This is a genomic window from Pseudomonas sp. LLC-1, from assembly GCF_002992185.1.
GTDB lineage: Bacteria > Pseudomonadota > Gammaproteobacteria > Pseudomonadales > Pseudomonadaceae > Aquipseudomonas > Aquipseudomonas monteilii.
The window spans coordinates 342,678-362,057 of the sequence record NZ_LUVY01000015.1; the positions used below are offsets into that span (position 1 = coordinate 342,678).

The 19,380-nt window shown below is 61.3% G+C and carries 16 protein-coding genes; 15 read left to right on the plus strand and 1 reads right to left on the minus strand.

The features are described from left to right. Nucleotides 1-209 precede the first annotated feature (209 nt). The 7 genes from A0O30_RS16740 to A0O30_RS16770 all read left to right on the plus strand — a co-directional run bounded on the left by A0O30_RS16740 (nt 210) and on the right by A0O30_RS16770 (nt 8,519). Nucleotides 210-1,568: a glutamine synthetase family protein gene (locus tag A0O30_RS16740; RefSeq protein WP_105947226.1), complete on the plus strand. Its 1,359-nt coding sequence runs from the start codon at nt 210-212 to the stop codon at nt 1,566-1,568. A 48-nt stretch (nt 1,569-1,616) separates the two neighbouring features. After that, the gene (locus A0O30_RS16745; protein ID WP_105947227.1) at nt 1,617-2,978 is read left to right on the plus strand and encodes an aspartate aminotransferase family protein; all 1,362 of its coding nucleotides are present in this window, start codon (nt 1,617-1,619) and stop codon (nt 2,976-2,978) included. A gap of 170 nt (nt 2,979-3,148) precedes the next feature. Further along, nucleotides 3,149-4,246, plus strand: coding sequence for a polyamine ABC transporter substrate-binding protein (locus A0O30_RS16750; protein ID WP_105947228.1), 1,098 nt, complete (start codon nt 3,149-3,151; stop codon nt 4,244-4,246). A 158-nt stretch (nt 4,247-4,404) separates the two neighbouring features. After that, nucleotides 4,405-5,499, plus strand: a complete 1,095-nt coding sequence (locus tag A0O30_RS16755; protein ID WP_105947229.1) for a polyamine ABC transporter substrate-binding protein — start codon at nt 4,405-4,407, stop codon at nt 5,497-5,499. Between the two features lie 70 nt (nt 5,500-5,569). Next, nucleotides 5,570-6,712 carry a polyamine ABC transporter ATP-binding protein gene (gene potA, locus A0O30_RS16760; protein WP_016712588.1) on the plus strand — a complete coding sequence of 381 codons (1,143 nt, stop codon included), beginning with the start codon at nt 5,570-5,572 and terminating at the stop codon, nt 6,710-6,712. Between the two features lie 35 nt (nt 6,713-6,747). Further along, nucleotides 6,748-7,629, plus strand: a complete 882-nt coding sequence (locus A0O30_RS16765; protein ID WP_177410288.1) for an ABC transporter permease subunit — start codon at nt 6,748-6,750, stop codon at nt 7,627-7,629. Next, complete coding sequence (locus A0O30_RS16770) at nt 7,626-8,519, plus strand: ABC transporter permease subunit (RefSeq protein ID WP_003258560.1); 894 nt, start codon at nt 7,626-7,628, stop codon at nt 8,517-8,519. Before A0O30_RS16765 ends, A0O30_RS16770 begins: the two co-directional genes overlap by 4 nt. Nucleotides 8,520-8,615: 96 nt before the next feature. Here A0O30_RS16770 and A0O30_RS16775 read toward each other — a convergent pair whose 3' ends face one another. Further along, nucleotides 8,616-9,512: an RHS repeat-associated core domain-containing protein gene (locus A0O30_RS16775; RefSeq protein ID WP_256589694.1), complete on the minus strand. Its 897-nt coding sequence runs from the start codon at nt 9,510-9,512 to the stop codon at nt 8,616-8,618. A gap of 272 nt (nt 9,513-9,784) precedes the next feature. Here A0O30_RS16775 and A0O30_RS16780 point away from each other — a divergent pair, with 272 nt between their 5' ends. From A0O30_RS16780 to A0O30_RS16815, 8 genes are all read left to right on the plus strand, one after another. Next, complete coding sequence (locus tag A0O30_RS16780; protein WP_105947231.1) at nt 9,785-10,873, plus strand: efflux RND transporter periplasmic adaptor subunit; 1,089 nt, start codon at nt 9,785-9,787, stop codon at nt 10,871-10,873. Beyond that, a complete protein-coding gene (locus A0O30_RS16785) occupies nt 10,870-11,937 on the plus strand; it encodes an efflux RND transporter periplasmic adaptor subunit (RefSeq protein ID WP_105947232.1) in 1,068 nt (355 codons plus the stop codon). Before A0O30_RS16780 ends, A0O30_RS16785 begins: the two co-directional genes overlap by 4 nt. Continuing rightward, the gene (locus A0O30_RS16790; protein ID WP_105947233.1) at nt 11,934-14,996 is read left to right on the plus strand and encodes an efflux RND transporter permease subunit; all 3,063 of its coding nucleotides are present in this window, start codon (nt 11,934-11,936) and stop codon (nt 14,994-14,996) included. Before A0O30_RS16785 ends, A0O30_RS16790 begins: the two co-directional genes overlap by 4 nt. 237 nt (nt 14,997-15,233) lie before the next feature. Continuing rightward, complete coding sequence (oscA, locus tag A0O30_RS16795) at nt 15,234-15,416, plus strand: sulfur starvation response protein OscA (protein ID WP_016712582.1); 183 nt, start codon at nt 15,234-15,236, stop codon at nt 15,414-15,416. A 48-nt stretch (nt 15,417-15,464) separates the two neighbouring features. Beyond that, nucleotides 15,465-16,472, plus strand: a complete 1,008-nt coding sequence (locus A0O30_RS16800) for a sulfate ABC transporter substrate-binding protein (RefSeq protein WP_105947234.1) — start codon at nt 15,465-15,467, stop codon at nt 16,470-16,472. A gap of 186 nt (nt 16,473-16,658) precedes the next feature. Then, nucleotides 16,659-17,477 carry a sulfate ABC transporter permease subunit CysT gene (cysT, locus tag A0O30_RS16805; RefSeq protein ID WP_012274724.1) on the plus strand — a complete coding sequence of 273 codons (819 nt, stop codon included), beginning with the start codon at nt 16,659-16,661 and terminating at the stop codon, nt 17,475-17,477. 11 nt (nt 17,478-17,488) lie between these two features. After that, on the plus strand, nt 17,489-18,361 hold the full coding sequence (cysW, locus tag A0O30_RS16810; protein ID WP_004575843.1) for a sulfate ABC transporter permease subunit CysW: 873 nt from the start codon (nt 17,489-17,491) through the stop codon (nt 18,359-18,361). A 3-nt stretch (nt 18,362-18,364) separates the two neighbouring features. Next, complete coding sequence (locus A0O30_RS16815) at nt 18,365-19,354, plus strand: sulfate/molybdate ABC transporter ATP-binding protein (RefSeq protein WP_019098644.1); 990 nt, start codon at nt 18,365-18,367, stop codon at nt 19,352-19,354. Nucleotides 19,355-19,380: the final 26 nt, after the last annotated feature.

Below are 19,380 nucleotides of genomic sequence, written 5' to 3' on the forward strand. Positions count from 1 at the left end.
CGCCCTGGCCGCAATAATTGACGTTTGGCGCTCCCGGGCCCGCCCTCGTAGCGGCTTGCCGCCCTTCGCTTCGTCTTCCTGCCTTTCGAACTCATTACGGACACAGCTGTTTTCAGTGTATCCACTGTGGCTCTGCGCGGGGGTTTTTGCTTTAGCAATGTACTCCATCCAGAATCAGAGCGTGGACCACCTTACCTCCTGAGGTATTTATGAGTAACAACCTCGACCAGCTCACCGATTGGTTGAAAGAGCACAAGATCACCGAAGTCGAATGCATGATCAGTGACCTGACCGGCATCACGCGCGGCAAGATTTCGCCTACCAACAAATTCATCGCCGAAAAAGGCATGCGCCTGCCCGAGAGCGTGCTGCTGCAGACCGTGACCGGCGACTACGTCGACGACGACATCTATTACGAACTGCTCGACCCGGCAGACATCGACATGATCTGCCGCCCTGACGAGAAGGCCGTGTTCCTGGTGCCGTGGGCCATCGAGCCGACCGCGCAGGTGATCCACGACACTTACGACAAGAAGGGCAACCCGGTCGAACTGTCGCCGCGCAACGTGCTGAAGAAAGTGCTCAAGCTCTACGCCGACAAGGGCTGGCAGCCGATCGTCGCGCCCGAGATGGAGTTCTACCTGACCAAGCGCAGTGAAGACCCGGACTTCCCGCTGCAGCCGCCGGTTGGCCGTTCGGGCCGCCCGGAAACCGGTCGTCAGTCGTTCTCGATCGAAGCCGCCAACGAATTCGACCCGCTGTTCGAAGACGTCTACGACTGGTGCGAACTGCAACAGCTGGACCTGGACACGCTGATTCACGAAGACGGCACGGCGCAGATGGAAATCAACTTCCGTCACGGCGACGCGCTGCACCTGGCCGACCAGATCCTGGTGTTCAAGCGCACCATGCGCGAAGCGGCGCTCAAGCACAACGTGGCCGCCACCTTCATGGCCAAGCCGATGACCGGCGAGCCGGGCAGTGCCATGCACCTGCACCAGAGCGTGATCGACGTGGCCACCGGCAAGAACATCTTCAGCAACGAAGACGGCAGCATGAGCGCGCTGTTCCTCAACCACATCGGTGGCCTGCAGAAGTTCATCCCCGAGGCGCTGCCGCTGTTCGCCCCCAACGTCAACTCGTTCCGCCGCTTCCTGCCTGACACCTCGGCGCCGGTAAACGTGGAGTGGGGCGAAGAAAACCGCACCGTCGGCCTGCGCGTACCGGATGCCGGCCCGCAAAGCCGTCGGGTCGAGAACCGCTTGCCGGGCGCCGACGCCAACCCGTACCTGGCCATCGCCGCCAGCCTGTTGTGTGGCTACATCGGCATGGTCGAAGGCATCGAAGCCAGCGCGCCAGTACAGGGCCGTGGCTACGAGCGCCGCAACCTGCGCCTGCCGCTGACCATCGAAGACGCCCTGGAACGCATGGAAAACAGCCGCGCGCTGGTGCAGTACCTGGGCAAGAAGTTCATCACCGGCTACGTCGCCACCAAGCGCGCCGAGCACGAGAACTTCAAGCGTGTCATCAGTTCCTGGGAGCGTGAGTTCCTGCTGTTCGCTGTCTGATAAACCCTGGTGCCGCTGGAGCGCGGCGGTCGAATTACGGAGAAGCACATGAGCGTCAACAACCCGCAAACCCGTGAATGGCAAACCCTGAGCGGGGAGCATCATCTCGCACCTTTCAGTGACTACAAGCAGCTGAAAGCCAAGGGGCCGCGCATCATCACCAAGGCCCAGGGTGTGCATTTGTGGGACAGCGAGGGGCACAAGATCCTCGACGGCATGGCCGGCCTGTGGTGCGTGGCGGTCGGTTACGGCCGTGAAGAACTGGTGCAGGCGGCAGAAAAGCAGATGCGCGAACTGCCGTACTACAACCTGTTCTTCCAGACCGCTCACCCGCCTGCGCTGGAGCTGGCCAAGGCGATCACCGACGTGGCGCCAGAGGGCATGACCCATGTGTTCTTCACCGGCTCCGGCTCAGAAGGCAACGACACCGTGCTGCGTATGGTGCGCCACTACTGGGCGCTGAAGGGCAAGCCGCACAAGCAGACCATCATCGGCCGCATCAATGGTTACCACGGCTCCACCGTGGCCGGTGCCAGCCTGGGCGGCATGAGCGGCATGCACGAACAGGGCGGCCTGCCGATCCCGGGCATCGTGCACATCCCGCAGCCTTACTGGTTCGGTGAAGGTGGCGACATGACCCCGGACCAGTTCGGTGTGTGGGCAGCCGAGCAGCTGGAAAAGAAAATCCTCGAAGTCGGCGAAGACAACGTTGCCGCCTTCATTGCCGAGCCGATCCAGGGCGCCGGCGGCGTGATCATCCCACCGGAAACCTACTGGCCGAAGGTGAAGGAGATCCTTGCCAAGTACGACATCCTGTTCGTCGCCGACGAAGTCATCTGCGGTTTCGGCCGCACCGGCGAGTGGTTCGGCTCTGACTACTACGGCCTCAAGCCCGACCTGATGACCATCGCCAAGGGCCTGACCTCCGGTTACATCCCCATGGGCGGTGTGATCGTGCGTGACAAAGTTGCCCAGGTACTCAGCGAAGGGGGTGACTTCAACCACGGCTTCACCTACTCGGGCCACCCGGTAGCGGCTGCAGTGGGCCTGGAAAACCTGCGCATCCTGCGCGACGAGCACATTATCGAGAAGGCGCGCACCGAAGCGGCACCGTATTTGCAAAAGCGTTTGCGTGAGCTGCAGGACCACCCGCTGGTGGGCGAAGTACGCGGCCTGGGCCTGCTCGGCGCGATCGAGCTGGTCAAGGACAAGGCCACGCGCAGCCGTTACGAAGGCAAGGGCGTGGGCATGATCTGCCGTAACTTCTGCTTCGAGAACGGCCTGATCATGCGCGCAGTGGGCGACACCATGATCATCGCCCCGCCGCTGGTGATCAGCCACGCGGAGATCGACGAGCTGGTGGAAAAGGCCCGCAAGTGCCTCGACTTGACGCTCGAAGCGATCCGTTGACAGTTTGCTAGGCTAGCGATGTGACATTAAGTCGTTACAAGGCCCTGCTTTCCTTGAAACAGAGCCTTGTAACTTGCCAGACTAGCGACTGCTTCAGTCGCCCAAACGCGTGTACTGCGGGACCTGGCTGCTGAACGGATGGCTAATCAAAAAAATCTGGAGCATGACGCATGAATAAAATGGGCAAGACGTTGCTGGCCGCAGCCCTGATGGGTGCCATGGCTACTGCTGCACAGGCTGAAGACAAGGTGTTGAACGTCTACAACTGGTCGGACTACATCGCACCAGACACCATCGCCAAGTTCGAGAAGCAGACCGGTATCAAGGTCAAGTACGACGTCTTCGACAGCAACGAAACCCTCGAAGCCAAGCTGCTGGCCGGCAAGTCAGGCTACGACATCGTGGTGCCGTCCAACAACTTCCTGGCCAAGCAGATCAAGGCCGGTGTGTACGAAGAACTGGACCGCTCCAAGCTGCCGAACTGGAAGAACCTCGACACCGACCTGCTCAAAGCCGTTGGCGACGCCAGCGACAAGGACAACAAGCACGCCTTCCCGTACATGTGGGGTTCGATCGGCATCGGCTACAACCCGGAGAAGGTCAAGGCCGCGCTGGGCGTGGACAAGATCGACTCGTGGGACGTGGTGTTCAAGCCTGAGAACATCGCCAAGCTCAAGAGCTGTGGCGTGAGCTTCCTGGATGCCCCGACCGAGATGATCCCAGCCGCACTGCACTACCTGGGCAAGAAGACCGACAGCACCAGCAAGGAAGATCTGAAGGCCGCCGAGGACCTGTTCCTCAAGATCCGTCCTTCGATCACCTACTTCCACTCGTCCAAGTACATCGGCGATATGGCCAACGGCAACATCTGCGTGGCCGTCGGTTACTCGGGTGACCTGGAGCAGTCCAAGGCCCGCGCCCACGAAGCTGGCGACAAGGTCAAAGTGGACTACGTGATTCCGAAAGAAGGTGCCGGTACCTTCTACGACATGGTCGCCATCCCGAAAGATGCCGAGCATAAAGACGCTGCCTACCAGTTCATGGACTTCCTGATGCAGCCAGAAATCATGGCTGAAATCACCAACGCCGTGCGCTTCCCGAATGGCAACGCTGCTGCCACTCCGTTCGTGGACAAAGACATCACCAGCGATCCGAGCATCTACCCGCCAGCCGAAGTGAAGAAGCAGCTGTACGCAATCGCTGCGCCTGAAGCTTCTGCCCAGCGTGTGATCACCCGCAGCTGGACCAAGATCAAGTCGGGCAAATAAGCCCGATGCGGCACCTCTGGGCCGGGGTTTCCCGGCCCAGAGCCAGTGAAAGGCAATTGATGATTGCGGCATCGAAGCTGCGAAGGTAAGTTGCGCGCCGGTTTTGCGTGTGCGGCAGCATTGTCGCTACCCAGGCACTGATTGTGAGGAGCACCCACTTGTCTATTTCTGTATTCCGCAAGGCCTTGATGGCTGGTGCGGGCCTGACGCTGGCATGCAGCGTCCAAGCGGCGCCTACGGTGCACTTCTACAACTGGTCCGACTACATCGGCCCAACCACACTCGCGGACTTCGAGAAAGCCACGGGCATCAAGCCCGTGCAGGACGTGTTCGACTCCAACGAAACCCTGGAAGGCAAGCTGCTGGCCGGTAATACCGGCTATGACGTGGTGGTGCCGTCCAACCATTTCCTCGGCAAGCAGATCAAGGCGGGCGCGTTCCAGAAGCTCGACAAGAGCCTGCTGCCCAACTATTCCAACCTCGACCCGGCGTTGATGAAGCGCCTGGAAAAGAACGACCCGGGCAACCAGTACGCCGTGCCTTACCTGTGGGGCACCAACGGTATCGGTTACAACGTCGACAAGGTGAAGGCCGCGCTGGGCGTGGACACCATCGACTCCTGGGCCGTCTTGTTCGAACCCGAGAACATGAAGAAGCTCTCCAAGTGCGGTGTGGCCTTCCTCGACTCGGCGGATGAAATGCTCCCGGCGGTGCTCAACTACATGGGGCTCAACCCCAACAGCACCGACCCCAAGGATTACGCAAAAGCCGAGCAGAAGCTGCTGGCCGTACGCCCGTACGTGACCTACTTCCACTCGTCCAAGTACATCACCGACCTGGCCAACGGCGACATCTGCGTCGCGGCAGGCTTCTCGGGTGATGTGTTCCAGGCCAAGGCCCGCGCTGAAGAAGCGAAGAAGGGCGTGAACCTGGCCTACGCCATTCCCAAGGAAGGCGGCAACCTCTGGTTCGACGTGCTGGCGATTCCCAAGGACGCCAAGAACGTCAAAGAGGCCCATGCCTTCATCAACTATTTGCTGAAACCTGAGGTTATCGCCCAGGTCAGTGATTACGTCGGTTACGCCAACCCGAACCCCAAGGCTGGCGACCTGATGGACCAGGCCGTGAGGACTGACGCCGCGGTTTACCCACCGCAGGAAGTGCTGGACAAGATGTTCGTGAACTCAGAGTTGCCACCCAAGGTGCAACGGCTGATGACCCGTAGCTGGACCAAGGTCAAGTCGGGCAAGTAATTATCCAGACCCGCAGCGCACCTGCAGACCAGGCCGCGCGGGCACAAAAATCTTGTTGGGAGTTTCACTCATGGCAGTTGCCTCCGGTGCCTATAAAAAAGCCCTCGAGGGTGGCCAGCAACCCAAGCAGGTGCTGGTCAAGATCGACCGGGTTACGAAAAAATTCGACGAAACCGTAGCCGTGGACGATGTGTCCCTGGAAATCCGCAAGGGCGAGATCTTCGCCCTGCTGGGCGGCTCCGGCTCGGGCAAGTCCACCTTGCTGCGCATGCTGGCCGGCTTCGAGCGCCCGACTGAAGGGCGGATTTTCCTCGATGGCGTCGACATCACCGACATGCCGCCCTACGAGCGGCCGATCAACATGATGTTCCAGTCCTACGCGCTGTTCCCGCACATGACCGTGGCGCAGAACATCGCCTTCGGCCTGCAGCAGGACAAGATGCCCAAGGCCGAGATCGACGCCCGTGTGGCCGAGATGCTCAAGCTGGTGCACATGACCCAGTACGCCAAGCGCAAGCCGCACCAGCTGTCCGGTGGCCAGCGCCAGCGCGTGGCCCTGGCCCGCTCCCTGGCCAAGCGCCCCAAGCTGCTGCTGCTCGACGAGCCGATGGGCGCACTGGACAAGAAACTGCGTTCGCAGATGCAGCTGGAACTGGTAGAGATCATCGAGCGCGTGGGCGTGACCTGCGTGATGGTGACCCACGACCAGGAAGAGGCCATGACCATGGCCCAGCGCATCGCCATCATGCACCTGGGCTGGATTGCCCAGATCGGCTCGCCGGTGGACATCTACGAGACCCCCACCAGCCGCCTGGTGTGCGAGTTCATCGGTAACGTCAACCTGTTCGAAGGTGAAGTGGTCGACGATGCCGAAGGCCACGCGATCATTGCCAGCCCTGAGCTGGAGCGCAAGATCTACGTCGGCCACGGCATCACCACCTCGGTGGAAGACAAGCACATCACCTACGCCTTGCGCCCGGAAAAAATGCTGGTCACTACCCAGCAGCCGACCTGCGAGCACAACTGGTCGCGCGGCAAGGTGCACGACATCGCCTACCTGGGTGGCCATTCGGTGTTCTACGTAGAGCTGCCGAGCGGCAAGATCGTCCAGTCGTTCGTTGCCAACGCCGAGCGCCAGGGCACCCGCCCGACCTGGGGCGATGAAGTGTACGTGTGGTGGGAAGACGACAGCGGCGTGGTACTGCGGTCATGAAACCTCGCAAGCTCAAGCGAGCACTCCAGCGCATCATTCCGGAGGGGCGGCACCTGGTGATCGGCGTGCCGTTCATCTGGCTGTTCCTGTTCTTCATGCTGCCGTTCTTCATCGTGCTGAAGATCAGTTTTGCCGAAGCCGACGTGGCGATCCCACCGTATACCGAGATCTACAGCTACGTCGAAGACAAGATCCAGCTGGTGCTCAACCTGGCCAACTACGGCTTGTTGACCGAGGATGAACTGTACCTTTCGGCCTATCTGGGCTCGCTGAAGATGGCTTTCTTCAGCACCCTGTTGTGCCTGCTGATCGGTTTCCCGATGGCCTACGCCATCGCCAATGCCAAGAAGGAAACCCAGACAGTCCTGCTGCTGCTGATCATGATGCCGACCTGGACCGCGATCCTGATCCGCGTCTATGCCTGGATGGGCATCCTCAGCAACAACGGCCTGCTCAACGGCTTCCTGCTGTGGACCGGGTTGATCGACCAGCCGCTGCAAATCCTCAACACCAACCTGGCGGTGTACATCGGCGTGGTCTATTCGTACCTGCCGTTCATGATCCTGCCGCTGTTCGCCAACCTGGTGAAACACGACCCTTCGTTGCTGGAGGCCGCTTCGGACCTGGGTTCGAGCACCTTCAACAGCTTCTGGAAAATCACCGTACCGCTGTCGAAAAACGGCATCATCGCCGGTTGCATGCTGGTGTTCATCCCGGTGGTGGGCGAGTTCGTGATCCCTGAACTGCTCGGCGGCCCGGAAACCCTGATGATCGGTAAGGTGCTGTGGCAAGAGTTCTTCAACAACCGTGACTGGCCGGTGGCTTCTGCCCTGGCGGTAGTGATGCTGGCGATCCTGATCGTGCCGATCCTGCTGTTCAACCGCAGCCAGGCCAAAGAAATGGAGGGCCGCGCATGAAACGCTTCAGTTTCTCCAAGCTGATGCTGGTGCTGGGCTTGCTGTTCATCTACCTGCCGATGCTGATCCTGGTGATCTACTCGTTCAACGCCTCCAAGCTGGTGACGGTGTGGGGTGGCTGGTCGGTGAAGTGGTACGTCGGCCTGCTCGACAACACCCAGCTGATGGGTTCGGTGATGCGCTCGCTGGAAATCGCCTGCTACACGGCGGTGGCCGCAGTGGCGCTGGGTACCCTGGCGGCCTTTGTGCTGACCCGCGTCACCCGCTTCAAGGGCCGTACGCTGTTCGGTGGCCTGGTCACCGCGCCGCTGGTAATGCCCGAGGTGATCACCGGTCTGTCGCTGTTGCTGCTGTTCGTGGCCATGGCGCAGATGATCGGCTGGCCGCAGGAGCGCGGCATCGTCACCATCTGGATCGCCCACACCACGTTCTGTGCGGCGTATGTGGCGGTGGTGGTGTCGGCGCGTCTGCGTGAGCTGGACCTGTCGATCGAAGAAGCGGCGATGGACCTGGGTGCCAAGCCGTGGAAGGTGTTCTTCCTGATCACCATCCCGATGATCGCGCCATCGCTGGCGGCGGGCGGCATGATGTCGTTCGCCCTGTCGCTGGATGACCTGGTACTGGCCAGCTTCGTGTCCGGCCCGGGCTCGACCACCTTGCCGATGGAAGTGTTCTCGGCCGTGCGTCTGGGCGTGAAGCCCGAGATCAACGCCGTGGCCAGCCTGATCCTGCTGTCGGTGTCGCTGGTGACCTTCTTTGTCTGGTACTTCAGCCGCCAGGCCGAAGAGCGTCGTCGCAAGGCGATTCAGCAGGCGATCGAAGAGGGTGCGGCGGCCAATGCCTCGCAGCCACAGGTCAAGCGCCCGGCGCAGGTGGCTGCTTCTGCCTGACCCGGCCTCTTCGCGGGCACACTCGCTCCCACAGGTACAGCACAGGTCATCTGGGCTATTCCTGTGGGAGTGCTGAACATGCCGAACTGATCGCAGTCAGTGCCGGTTGCCCAGCCCTGAATGTGCTCTTATGCCGCGAACATTCGCGACCACCTCGGCATAAGTAGGTGGAGGTTCGGAAAGGCTAGTAACCGAACGGCGTCCACTACGATTGATTGAGGTCATCCCTATTGCCTCTGTCCTCGGTAGTGGCGTATTGGCCATAACTGTGTTGTAGGAGGGAGGAGGCGAGTCAGCAAAGGCAGCTGAGGCAGCTGAGGCAGCTGAGGCACGCCTTGATGTTGGCGGCGAGGGCTCAAAGTACTGGCGTCTATATGAAGTCGCAGCAGTCATGCCTGCCCCTAAAAAAATACCAGCAGTTGCAATGGCTGAGATGATTTGGGCTGTTTCGGACTTCGTAACGATCCCTGCAATGCCTGCTACTACCGATGTTGCCAGCGAGATTGCTGACAAAGCGATCCAGATCGTTCGATGGGGAAAGTGCCCAGTGGGATCAGTATTGTTTACCGGATCCCCCGCACAGTACGCATACGCGTTCAGGCCACCCTGCTCGAACGGGCTTAAACTATCTACGCTACAGAACCTCCTGAGCGTAGGGCTAAACAGGCGATAACCATTGCCTGGCAAGTAACAGCCTGTTGCCGTGTCCAGCGGCTCACCGTTAAACGCTAAAGGGTTATTCGATACGCTCTTGCCTGTGCGTCGGCCATAGGGGGTATAAGCGAACTGCGCCTGACCGACATGTCCAAGTTCGCTCATGACTGTGTTGGTATTGTTTACCGCCATGATTGAACGCGAGTCCTCAGCACCTGATGTGCATTGCGCCAAGAGGCTACCCTGATGACGGAAAATGGAGCGTGTTACAGACCCGCCGAGCTCGGTGGAAAGACGGCCATTCTGGTAGAACCGGCGTGAGCTTTTTGCAGTGGCCATGGGCCCTCCTTGTACTCAAGGGTGCGCATAAAAAAGTGCCTCTTCATTGATGCAATGCTCGAGGCTCTCTGGATGGGCACACTATGTAGTGTTCTGGTAACACGCGACCACTGGCAGAAATACCAGGTTTCAACGAATAAATTGTGCCGAACCTGCACTGTGTCGCCGGCGCAGAATGCCTCTCTCACGCACGGCCAGTGATGTTTATCGAACCCTGAACTACGCTGACAGTCGCATCCCACAAATCATTTGTGCGCAAGCAAGGAGCCAGCATGGCGTTGGTACGTCCGCTGTCGGTCGTTTGCCTGGGGCTGCTGTACATGCTCACCGGCTGTAGCAAGGAAGAGGTCCCCGAGACGCTGCCTCGGGTCGGTGTGCAACAGGTTCAACCCACAGATTTCGCTGCCAGGGTCACCCTGACGGGCGATGTGCAAGCGCGGGTGCAGACTGACCTGTCGTTCCGTGTGGGCGGAAAGATCATTTCGCGCAGCGTCGATGTGGGCGACCACGTCAAGGCCAACCAGGTGCTGGCCCGGCTGGACCCGAAAGACCTGCAAAACAACGTCGACTCGGCCAAGGCCGAGGTGTTCGCCGCCCAGGCGCGGGTCACCCAGACCAGCGCAGCCTTTGTGCGCCAGCAAAAGCTGCTGCCCAAGGGCTACACCAGCCAGAGTGAATACGACTCCGCCGAAGCCGCGTTGCGCAGCAACCAGAGCGCGCTCAAGGCCGCCCAGGCGCAACTGGCCAACGCCAACGAACAGCTCAGCTACACCGCACTGGTCTCCGAGGCCGCCGGGGTCATCACCGAGCGCCAGGCCGAAGTCGGCCAGGTGGTGCAGGCCACCATGCCCATCTTCAGCCTGGCCACCGATGGCGACCGCGATGCGGTGTTCAACGTGTACGAATCACTGCTTGTAGCGCCGCCCAGCGATGCCGGGGTGATCGTCAGCCTGCTGGACAACCCCAAGGTCCAGGCACATGGCTTCGTGCGTGAAATCACTCCCACGGTATCGGCGCAAAGCGGCACGGTGCAGGTGAAGGTAGGCCTGAAAGATGTGCCAGCGGGCATGCAGTTGGGCGCACCGGTCACTGCCACCACCAATGCCCAGGGCCGGCCCAGCATCGAGCTACCGTGGTCGGCACTGACTAAAGCCCTGCATGAGCCTGCCGTGTGGGTGGTGGGCGAGGGTGATAAGGTTGAACTGCGCAAGGTCGAGGTCAGCCGTTACCTCACCGGCAAGATCGTGGTCGCCAGCGGCCTGAAAGGCGGCGAGACCGTGGTGGTCAATGGCGGCCAGTTGCTGCACCCCGGCATGCAGGTGCAGAAGATCGACGCCAAGGCCCAAGGGGGTGAGCTATGAAGCGCCTGCTGCTTATGTTGTCGGCTGGCGTGCTGCTGGTGGGTTGCAGCAGCGAAGACGAGGCGCCAGAGCCGATTCGGCCCGTGCTGTCGGTGAAGGTCGAACCCCAGGTGCAGTCGCAACTGGGGCGCTTTGCCGGCAGTATTCAGGCGCGCTTTGAAAGCACCTTGGGCTTTCGGGTTTCAGGGCGTATCGCCCGGCGTTGGCTGGATGTGGGCGCCCAGGTGAAACCGGGCGACACATTGGCCACGCTCGACCCGACCGACCAGCAGAATCAGCTGCGCGCCGCCGAAGGCGACCTGGCCAAGGTGCAGGCCCAGTGGATCAACGCCCAGGCTGATGCCCGCCGCCAGCAGCAGCTGTACGACCGCGGCGTGGGTGCCCAGGCCCAGCTGGATATCGCCCAGACCAACCTGAAAACCACCAGTGCTGCGCTGGAACAGGCGCGCTCTGCGCTCAGCCAGGCCCGTGACCAGCTCGACTACAGCACCTTGCGCACCGACCACGCTGCCGTGATCACCGCCTGGCAGGCCGAAGCCGGGCAAACCGTCACCGCAGGCCAGGCCGTGGTAACCCTGGCCCGGCCGGATGTGAAAGAGGCGGTGATCGACCTGCCGATCGGCCTGGCCGAGCAGTTGAGCCAGGGCCTGACCTTTACCGTTGCCTCGCAACTGGACCCGACCATCAACACAACGGCCAGCCTGCGCGAGCTGGAACCCCAGGCCGACGCCACCACCCGCACCCGGCGCGCCCGCCTGACCCTCGCCAGCACACCGGCGGCGTTCCACCTGGGCACCGCCATCAGCGTGACCTTGAGCTCGGAAGTGACGCCACGCAGCGAGTTGCCCGCGAGTGCCTTGCTGGAACGTGACGGCAAAACCCAGGTATGGGTGATCGACACGCAGCAGAAGACAGTGGCCACCCGTGACGTGGCGTTGATCGACCGCACCGCCGACAGCATCGTACTGACCTCGGGCGTGCAACCCGGCGAGCGCGTCGTGACCGCAGGTGTGAACAGTCTCAAGCCTGGCCAGAAGGTCACCTTCGACGAGGATGCGCAATGAAAGGAAGCTTCAACCTGTCCGACTGGGCACTCAAGCATCAATCCTTCGTCTGGTACCTGATGTTCGTTGGCCTGCTGATGGGGATTTTTTCCTATTTCAACCTGGGCCGTGAGGAAGACCCGTCGTTCACCATCAAGACCATGGTGATCCAGACCCGTTGGCCAGGCGCAACCCAGGACGAGACGCTGTACCAGGTCACCGACCGCATCGAAAAGAAGCTCGAAGAACTCGATTCCCTCGATTACACCAAAAGCTATACCCGGCCGGGTGAATCCACGGTCTACGTGTACCTGCGCGACACCACCAAGGCCAAGGACATCCCGGACATCTGGTACCAGGTGCGCAAGAAGATCCAGGACATTCGCGGCCAGTTCCCTCAGGGCATCCAGGGGCCTGCGTTCAACGACGAATTCGGTGATGTATTCGGCTCGATCTACGCGTTTACCTCCGATGGACTCACCCTGCGCCAGTTGCGCGATTACGTGGAGCAAGCCAGGGCAGAGGTTCGCGATGTGCCCAACATCGGCAAGATCGAGTTGGTCGGTACCCAGGATGAAGTGCTGTACCTGAACTTCTCCACCCGCAAGCTGGCCGCACTGGGCATTGACCAGCGCCAGGTCATGCAGGCCTTGCAATCGCAGAACGCCGTAACCCCGGCCGGCGTGATCGAGGCGGGCCCCGAGCGCATTTCGGTGCGCACCACCGGGCAGTTCGCCTCGGAAAAAGACCTGGAAACGGTCAACCTGCGCATCAATGACCGCTTCTTCCGCCTGGCGGATATTGCGGATATCGAACGCGGCTATGTCGACCCGCCGTCACCCATGTTCCGCTACAACGGCCAGACTGCGCTTGGGCTGGCCATCGGCATGAAGGCCGGGGGCAATATCCAGGTGTTCGGTGCGGCGCTGAAAAAGCGCATGGACAAAGTGGTCGAGGACTTGCCGGTGGGCGTTGGGGTACACACCGTGTCGGACCAGGCGGTGGTGGTGAAGCAGGCCGTCGGCGGCTTCACCAGCGCGCTGTTCGAGGCGGTAGTGATCGTACTGGGGGTGAGTTTCATCAGCCTGGGCGTGCGCGCAGGCCTGGTGGTGGCGTGTTCGATCCCGCTGGTGCTGGCCATGGTGTTCGTATTCATGGAGTACAGCGGCATCACCATGCAGCGGATTTCGCTGGGGGCGCTGATCATTGCGCTTGGCCTGCTGGTGGATGATGCAATGATCACCGTGGAGGTGATGGTCACGCGGCTGGAAATGGGCGAGAGCAAGGAACAAGCGGCAACCTTCGCTTACACCTCCACAGCCTTCCCCATGCTGACCGGCACCCTGGTAACCGTGGCCGGCTTTGTGCCGATCGGCCTGAACGCCAGTTCGGCCGGTGAATATACCTACACCCTGTTTGCCGTGATTGCCGTGGCGCTGATCGTGTCGTGGGTGGTGGCGGTGTTCTTCGCGCCCGTGCTGGGCGTACACATCCTTAGCAGCAAGGTCAAACCCCATGAAGCCGAGCCTGGCCGCTTGGGCAAGGCTTTCGAACATGGCCTGCTGTGGTGCATGCGCAACCGCTGGCTGACCATCATCGGCACAATGCTGTTGTTTGTGCTGGCCATTTTCTGCGAGCGCTTTGTGCAGAACCAGTTCTTCCCGTCCTCGGACCGCCCGGAAATCCTGGTCGACCTGAACCTGCCGCAGAACGCTTCGATCGAGGAGACGCGCAAGGTGGTCGACCGCTTCGAGGCACGGATCAAGGATGACCCGGACCTGGTGCACTGGAGCACCTACATCGGCCAGGGTGCCATTCGTTTCTATCTGCCCCTCGACCAGCAATTGCAGAACCCGTACTACGCGCAGTTGGTGATCGTCAGCAAAGGCTTCGAAGAGCGTCAGGCCATGATGGATCGTTTGCAGAAGATCCTGCATGAAGAGTTCGTCGGCATCGGTACCAACGTACAGTCGCTGGAAATGGGCCCGCCGGTAGGGCGGCCGATCCAGTATCGGGTCAGTGGTGCCAACATCGACGAGGTGCGCAAGCATGCCATCGAACTGGCCACCTTGCTCGACCAGAACGAGCACATCGGCGAGATGATCTACGACTGGAACGAGCCGGGTAAGGTGCTGCGCGTGGAAATCGCCCAGGACAAGGCACGCCAGCTAGGGTTGTCGTCGGAAGACGTGGCCAATGTGATGAACAGCATCGTCAGCGGCGTGCAGATCACCCAGGTCAACGACAACATCTACCTGGTCAACGTGGTGGCCCGTGCCGAAGACAGCGAGCGCGGCTCGCCGGATACCCTGCAAAACCTGCAGATCCTCACGCCTAACGGCACCTCGATCCCGTTGCTGTCGTTCGCCACGGTGCGTTACGAGCTGGAGCAGCCGCTGGTGTGGCGCCGGGACCGCAAGCCGACCATCACCATCAAGGCGTCGGTCAATGGCGACATCCAGCCCACCGACCTGGTGGCCCAGCTGAAGCCGAAGATCGACGAATTCGCCGGCAAGTTGCCGGTGGGCTTCGAGGTGGCGACCGGCGGTACGGTGGAGGAGAGCGCCAAGGCGCAAGGGCCGATCCGCAAGGTGATCCCGCTGATGCTGTTCCTCATGGCCACGTTCCTGATGATCCAGCTGCACAGCCTGCAGAAGCTGTTCCTGGTGGTGAGTGTGGCGCCGCTGGGGCTGATTGGCGTGATCATTGCGCTGGTGCCGACGGGCACGCCCATGGGCTTTGTGGCGATTCTCGGCATCCTGGCGTTGGCGGGTATCATCATCCGTAACTCGGTGATCCTGGTGACCCAGATCGACGAGTTCGAGGCCCAGGGCTTCTCGCCGTGGGACGCGGTGGTGGAGGCTACCAACCACCGGCGCCGGCCGATTCTGCTGACGGCGGCGGCGGCGAGCCTGGGCATGATCCCGATTGCCCGCGAAGTGTTCTGGGGGCCGATGGCGTACGCCATGATTGGCGGGATCATCGTGGCCACCTTGCTGACGCTGCTGTTCCTGCCGGCGTTGTATGTGGCCTGGTACAAGATCCGCGAGCCTGAAAACAGCACTAAAACCCGACACTGAACCCTGTGGGAGCGGGCGTGCCCGCGAATGCGATGGTGGATTCACTGCCGCATTCGCGGGCACGCCCGCTCCCACAGAGGCATTTGAGCGCTTGTAAAATCGCGATTTGAATTTGGTTATATAAACATTCTTAAACAGTATTTTTAAGAATAACTCCGCCTCACTACTATTGCCCTCAAGCCAGGCGCAAATCCCCTTCAAACCTCTGCCCGGCACCTCACTCCAAGGAGAACGAGCATGAGTGCATCTCTGCGTAGCATCGACGGTCAGGACGAAGCCACCATTCTGCGTGAAATCCAGAGCGCCTTGCGCGACCTGCGTTTCGGTGCGGTGGAGATCACTGTGCACAACGCTCAGGTCGTACAGATCGAGCGCAAGGAGAAGTTCCGCCTGCAACAGCCCGGCAACAAGGCCGGCTGATCGCGCCTCACATTCAAAACTAGAAAAATGCCAATCGGGAGCTTCACCATGTCCATCCGCCGTTATGCGCTCGCCGCTTTGGCCAGTGCTGTTTTTGCCGGTTCCGCCATCGCCAAGGACTACGAACTGCTGAACGTGTCCTACGACCCGACCCGCGAGCTGTACCAGCAGTACAACGCCGAGTTCATCAAGCACTGGCAGCAGGCCCACCCGGGCGACAAGGTGAAGATCCAGCAGTCCCACGGTGGCTCGGGCAAGCAGGCCCGTGCGGTGATCGACGGCCTGCGCGCCGACGTGGTGACCCTGGCCCTGGCCGGTGACATCGACGAAGTCGCCAAGCTCGGCAAGACCCTGCCGGACAACTGGCAGACCCGCCTGCCGGACGCCAGCACCCCGTACACCTCGACCATCGTGTTCCTGGTGCGCAAGGGCAACCCGAAAGGCATCAAGGACTGGGGCGACCTGATCAAGAAAGACGTGTCGGTCATCACCCCCAACCCGAAAACCTCCGGCGGTGCGCGCTGGAACTTCCTGGCCGCCTGGGCCTACGGCCTGAAGGCCGGCGGTAGCGAAGAGAAGGCCAAGGAATACGTGCAGGAGCTGTTCAAGCACGTACCGGTGCTGGATACCGGCGCCCGTGGCTCGACCATCACCTTCGTGAACAACGGCCAGGGCGACGTGTTGCTGGCCTGGGAAAACGAAGCCTTCCTGGCGCTGAAGGAAGACGGTGGTGCAGACAAATTCGACATCGTCGTGCCGTCGCTGTCGATCCTGGCCGAACCGCCAGTGGCCGTGGTGGACAAGAACGCCGAGAAAAAGGGCAATACCGACATTGCCACCGAATACCTGAAGCACCTTTACAGCCCGGCCGGGCAGAAGATTGCTGCAGAGAACTTCTACCGCCCGCGTGACGAGAAAGTTGCTGCCGAATTCGGCAAGCAATTCCCGAAACTGGACCTGGTAACCATCGACAAGGACTTCGGTGGCTGGAAAACTGCACAACCGAAATTCTTCAATGATGGCGGTGTGTTCGACCAGATCTATCAGGCACAGTAACTGGCCAAGGAAAAGCGGGGCCGCTTTGCGGCCCTCTCGCGACACAAGGCCGCTCCCACAAGGAATTGCGGTCCCCTGTGGGAGCGGCCTTGTGTCGCGAAAGGGCTGCAAAGCAGCCCCAGGATTCACAAGCTTGCACCAGCCCGGGAGTGATTCCGGGCTTCGTGCGTTCAACCAGGGATACTTATGTCACGTCGTATTTCCCCCGTCATACCCGGCTTCGGGCTGACGCTGGGCTACACCTTGGTGTACCTCAGCCTGATCGTGCTGATACCGCTGGCAGCCATGTTCATTCATGCCTCGCAGCTGACCTGGGAGCAGTTCTGGAACATCATCAGCGCGCCGCGGGTAATCGCCGCGCTCAAGCTGAGTTTCGGTACCGCCCTGTTCGCCGCCATCATCAACGGGGTGATCGGCACCCTGCTCGCGTGGGTGCTGGTGCGCTACACCTTCCCTGGGCGCAAGATCATCGACGCGATGATCGACCTGCCGTTCGCCCTGCCTACCGCCGTTGCCGGTATCGCCCTGACCGCCCTGTACGCGCCTGCGGGCTGGGTCGGCCAGTTCGCCACCGACCTTGGTTTCAAGATCGCCTACACCCCGCTGGGCATCACCCTGGCGCTGACCTTCGTCACCTTGCCGTTCGTGGTGCGCACGGTGCAGCCGGTACTGGCCGACATCCCGCGTGAAGTGGAAGAGGCCGCCGCCTGCCTGGGCGCCAAGCCGCTGCAGGTGTTCCGTCATATTCTGGCGCCGGCCCTGCTACCGGCCTGGCTCACCGGTTTTGCCCTGGCCTTCGCCCGCGGCGTGGGTGAGTATGGTTCGGTGATCTTCATTGCCGGCAACATGCCGATGAAGACCGAGATTTTGCCGCTGCTGATCATGGTCAAGCTCGACCAGTACGACTACACCGGCGCGACCGCCATCGGCGTGCTGATGCTGGTGGTTTCCTTCATCCTGCTGCTGCTGATCAACCTGCTGCAGCGCCGCATCGAAACCCCTTGAAGGAGGCCGGCATGTCCAGTTCATCCCTGAGTGCAAGCGCGGCCGCCAACGCCGCACGCCGTGGCAGCGCCACTTCGCGGCGCATCCTGATCGGCCTTGGCTGGCTGGTGTTCGCGCTGTTTCTGCTGCTGCCGCTGGTGATCGTGGTATCACAGGCGCTGAAGAACGGTTTTGGCACCTTCTTCGAGGCGATTTTCGAGCCCGACGCGCTGTCGGCATTGAAGCTCACCCTGCTCGCCGTGGTCATTTCGGTGCCGCTGAACCTGGTGTTCGGTGTCAGCGCCGCCTGGTGCGTCAGCAAGTACACCTTCCGTGGCAAGAGCATTCTGGTCACCCTGATCGACTTGCCGTTCTCGGTGTCGCCGGTGATCGCCGGCCTGGTCTACGTGCTGATGTTCGGCGCGCAAGGCCTGTTCGGCCCCTGGCTGCAGGACCACGACATCCAGATCGTCTTCGCCCTGCCGGGCATCGTCCTGGCGACCATCTTCGTTACCGTGCCGTTCGTGGCCCGTGAACTGATCCCGCTGATGCAGGAGCAGGGCACGCAAGAAGAGGAGGCTGCGCGCCTGCTCGGCGCCAACGGCTGGCAGATGTTCTGGCACGTGACCTTGCCCAACATCAAATGGGGCCTGATCTATGGTGTGGTGCTGTGTACCGCTCGGGCCATGGGCGAGTTTGGCGCGGTGTCGGTGGTGTCGGGCCACATTCGTGGCGTGACCAACACCTTGCCGCTGCACGTGGAGATCCTCTACAACGAGTACAACCACGTCGCGGCCTTCAGCGTGGCCAGCCTGTTGCTGATCCTGGCGCTCTTCATCCTGCTGCTCAAGCAGTGGAGCGAGAACCGTATTAACCGCCTGCGCCACAGCGCCGCGGAGGAATGATTCATGTCGATCGAAGTTCGTAACGTCAGCAAGCGCTTCAACAGCTTCCAGGCCCTGGACAACATCAACCTGGACATCAACAGCGGCGAGCTGGTGGCTTTGCTCGGCCCGTCCGGCTGCGGCAAGACCACGCTGCTGCGCATCATCGCCGGCCTGGAAACCCCGGACCAGGGCAATATCGTGTTCCATGGCGAAGACGTGTCCGGCCATGACGTGCGTGACCGCAACGTCGGTTTCGTGTTCCAGCACTACGCGCTGTTCCGTCACATGAGTGTGTTCGACAACGTCGCCTTCGGCCTGCGCATGAAGCCCAAGGGCGAGCGCCCGAGCGAGAGCAAGATCGCCGAAAAGGTGCATGAGCTGCTGAACATGGTGCAGCTGGACTGGTTGTCCGACCGCTACCCCGAGCAGCTGTCTGGCGGTCAGCGTCAGCGTATCGCCCTGGCTCGCGCGCTGGCGGTGGAGCCCAAGGTGCTGCTGCTGGACGAGCCGTTCGGTGCGCTGGATGCCAAGGTGCGCAAGGAACTGCGTCGCTGGCTGGCGCGGTTGCACGAGGACATCAACCTGACCTCGGTGTTCGTGACCCACGACCAGGAAGAAGCCATGGAAGTGGCCGACCGTATCGTGGTGATGAACAAGGGTGTGATCGAGCAGATCGGTTCGCCGGGCGAGGTGTACGAGCAGCCGGCCAACGACTTTGTCTACCACTTCCTGGGTGACTCCAACCGCCTGGCCCTGAGCGAAGGGCACCATGTGCTGTTCCGCCCGCATGAAGTGTCGCTGTCGCGGCATGAGACCGAGGGGCACCATGCGGCCGAGGTGCGGGATATTCGACCGTTGGGGGCTACAACGCGGGTGACCTTGAAAGTGGAAGGGCAGAGCGAGCTGATCGAGGCTGAGGTGGTGAAGGACCATGACAGCCTGACCGGTCTGGCGCGGGGGGAGACATTGTTCTTCCGGCCGAAGGTTTGGCAGAAGGTGGCGGATATCTGAGCCGCCCTTGATGATGAAACGCCCGG

Bases quoted from the DNA above. Each gene is read 5' to 3' on its own strand.
- A0O30_RS16740 (WP_105947226.1), top strand. From the start codon at position 210: ATGAGTAACAACCTCGACCAGCTCACCGATTGGTTGAAAGAGCACAAG.
- A0O30_RS16745 (WP_105947227.1), top strand. From the start codon at position 1,617: ATGAGCGTCAACAACCCGCAAACCCGTGAATGGCAAACCCTGAGCGGG.
- A0O30_RS16750 (WP_105947228.1), top strand. From the start codon at position 3,149: ATGAATAAAATGGGCAAGACGTTGCTGGCCGCAGCCCTGATGGGTGCC.
- potA (WP_016712588.1), top strand. From the start codon at position 5,570: ATGGCAGTTGCCTCCGGTGCCTATAAAAAAGCCCTCGAGGGTGGCCAG.
- A0O30_RS16770 (WP_003258560.1), top strand. From the start codon at position 7,626: ATGAAACGCTTCAGTTTCTCCAAGCTGATGCTGGTGCTGGGCTTGCTG.
- A0O30_RS16775 (WP_256589694.1), bottom strand. From the start codon at position 9,512: ATGGCCACTGCAAAAAGCTCACGCCGGTTCTACCAGAATGGCCGTCTT.
- A0O30_RS16780 (WP_105947231.1), top strand. From the start codon at position 9,785: ATGGCGTTGGTACGTCCGCTGTCGGTCGTTTGCCTGGGGCTGCTGTAC.
- A0O30_RS16785 (WP_105947232.1), top strand. From the start codon at position 10,870: ATGAAGCGCCTGCTGCTTATGTTGTCGGCTGGCGTGCTGCTGGTGGGT.
- A0O30_RS16790 (WP_105947233.1), top strand. From the start codon at position 11,934: ATGAAAGGAAGCTTCAACCTGTCCGACTGGGCACTCAAGCATCAATCC.
- oscA (WP_016712582.1), top strand. From the start codon at position 15,234: ATGAGTGCATCTCTGCGTAGCATCGACGGTCAGGACGAAGCCACCATT.
- A0O30_RS16800 (WP_105947234.1), top strand. From the start codon at position 15,465: ATGTCCATCCGCCGTTATGCGCTCGCCGCTTTGGCCAGTGCTGTTTTT.
- cysT (WP_012274724.1), top strand. From the start codon at position 16,659: ATGTCACGTCGTATTTCCCCCGTCATACCCGGCTTCGGGCTGACGCTG.
- cysW (WP_004575843.1), top strand. From the start codon at position 17,489: ATGTCCAGTTCATCCCTGAGTGCAAGCGCGGCCGCCAACGCCGCACGC.
- A0O30_RS16815 (WP_019098644.1), top strand. From the start codon at position 18,365: ATGTCGATCGAAGTTCGTAACGTCAGCAAGCGCTTCAACAGCTTCCAG.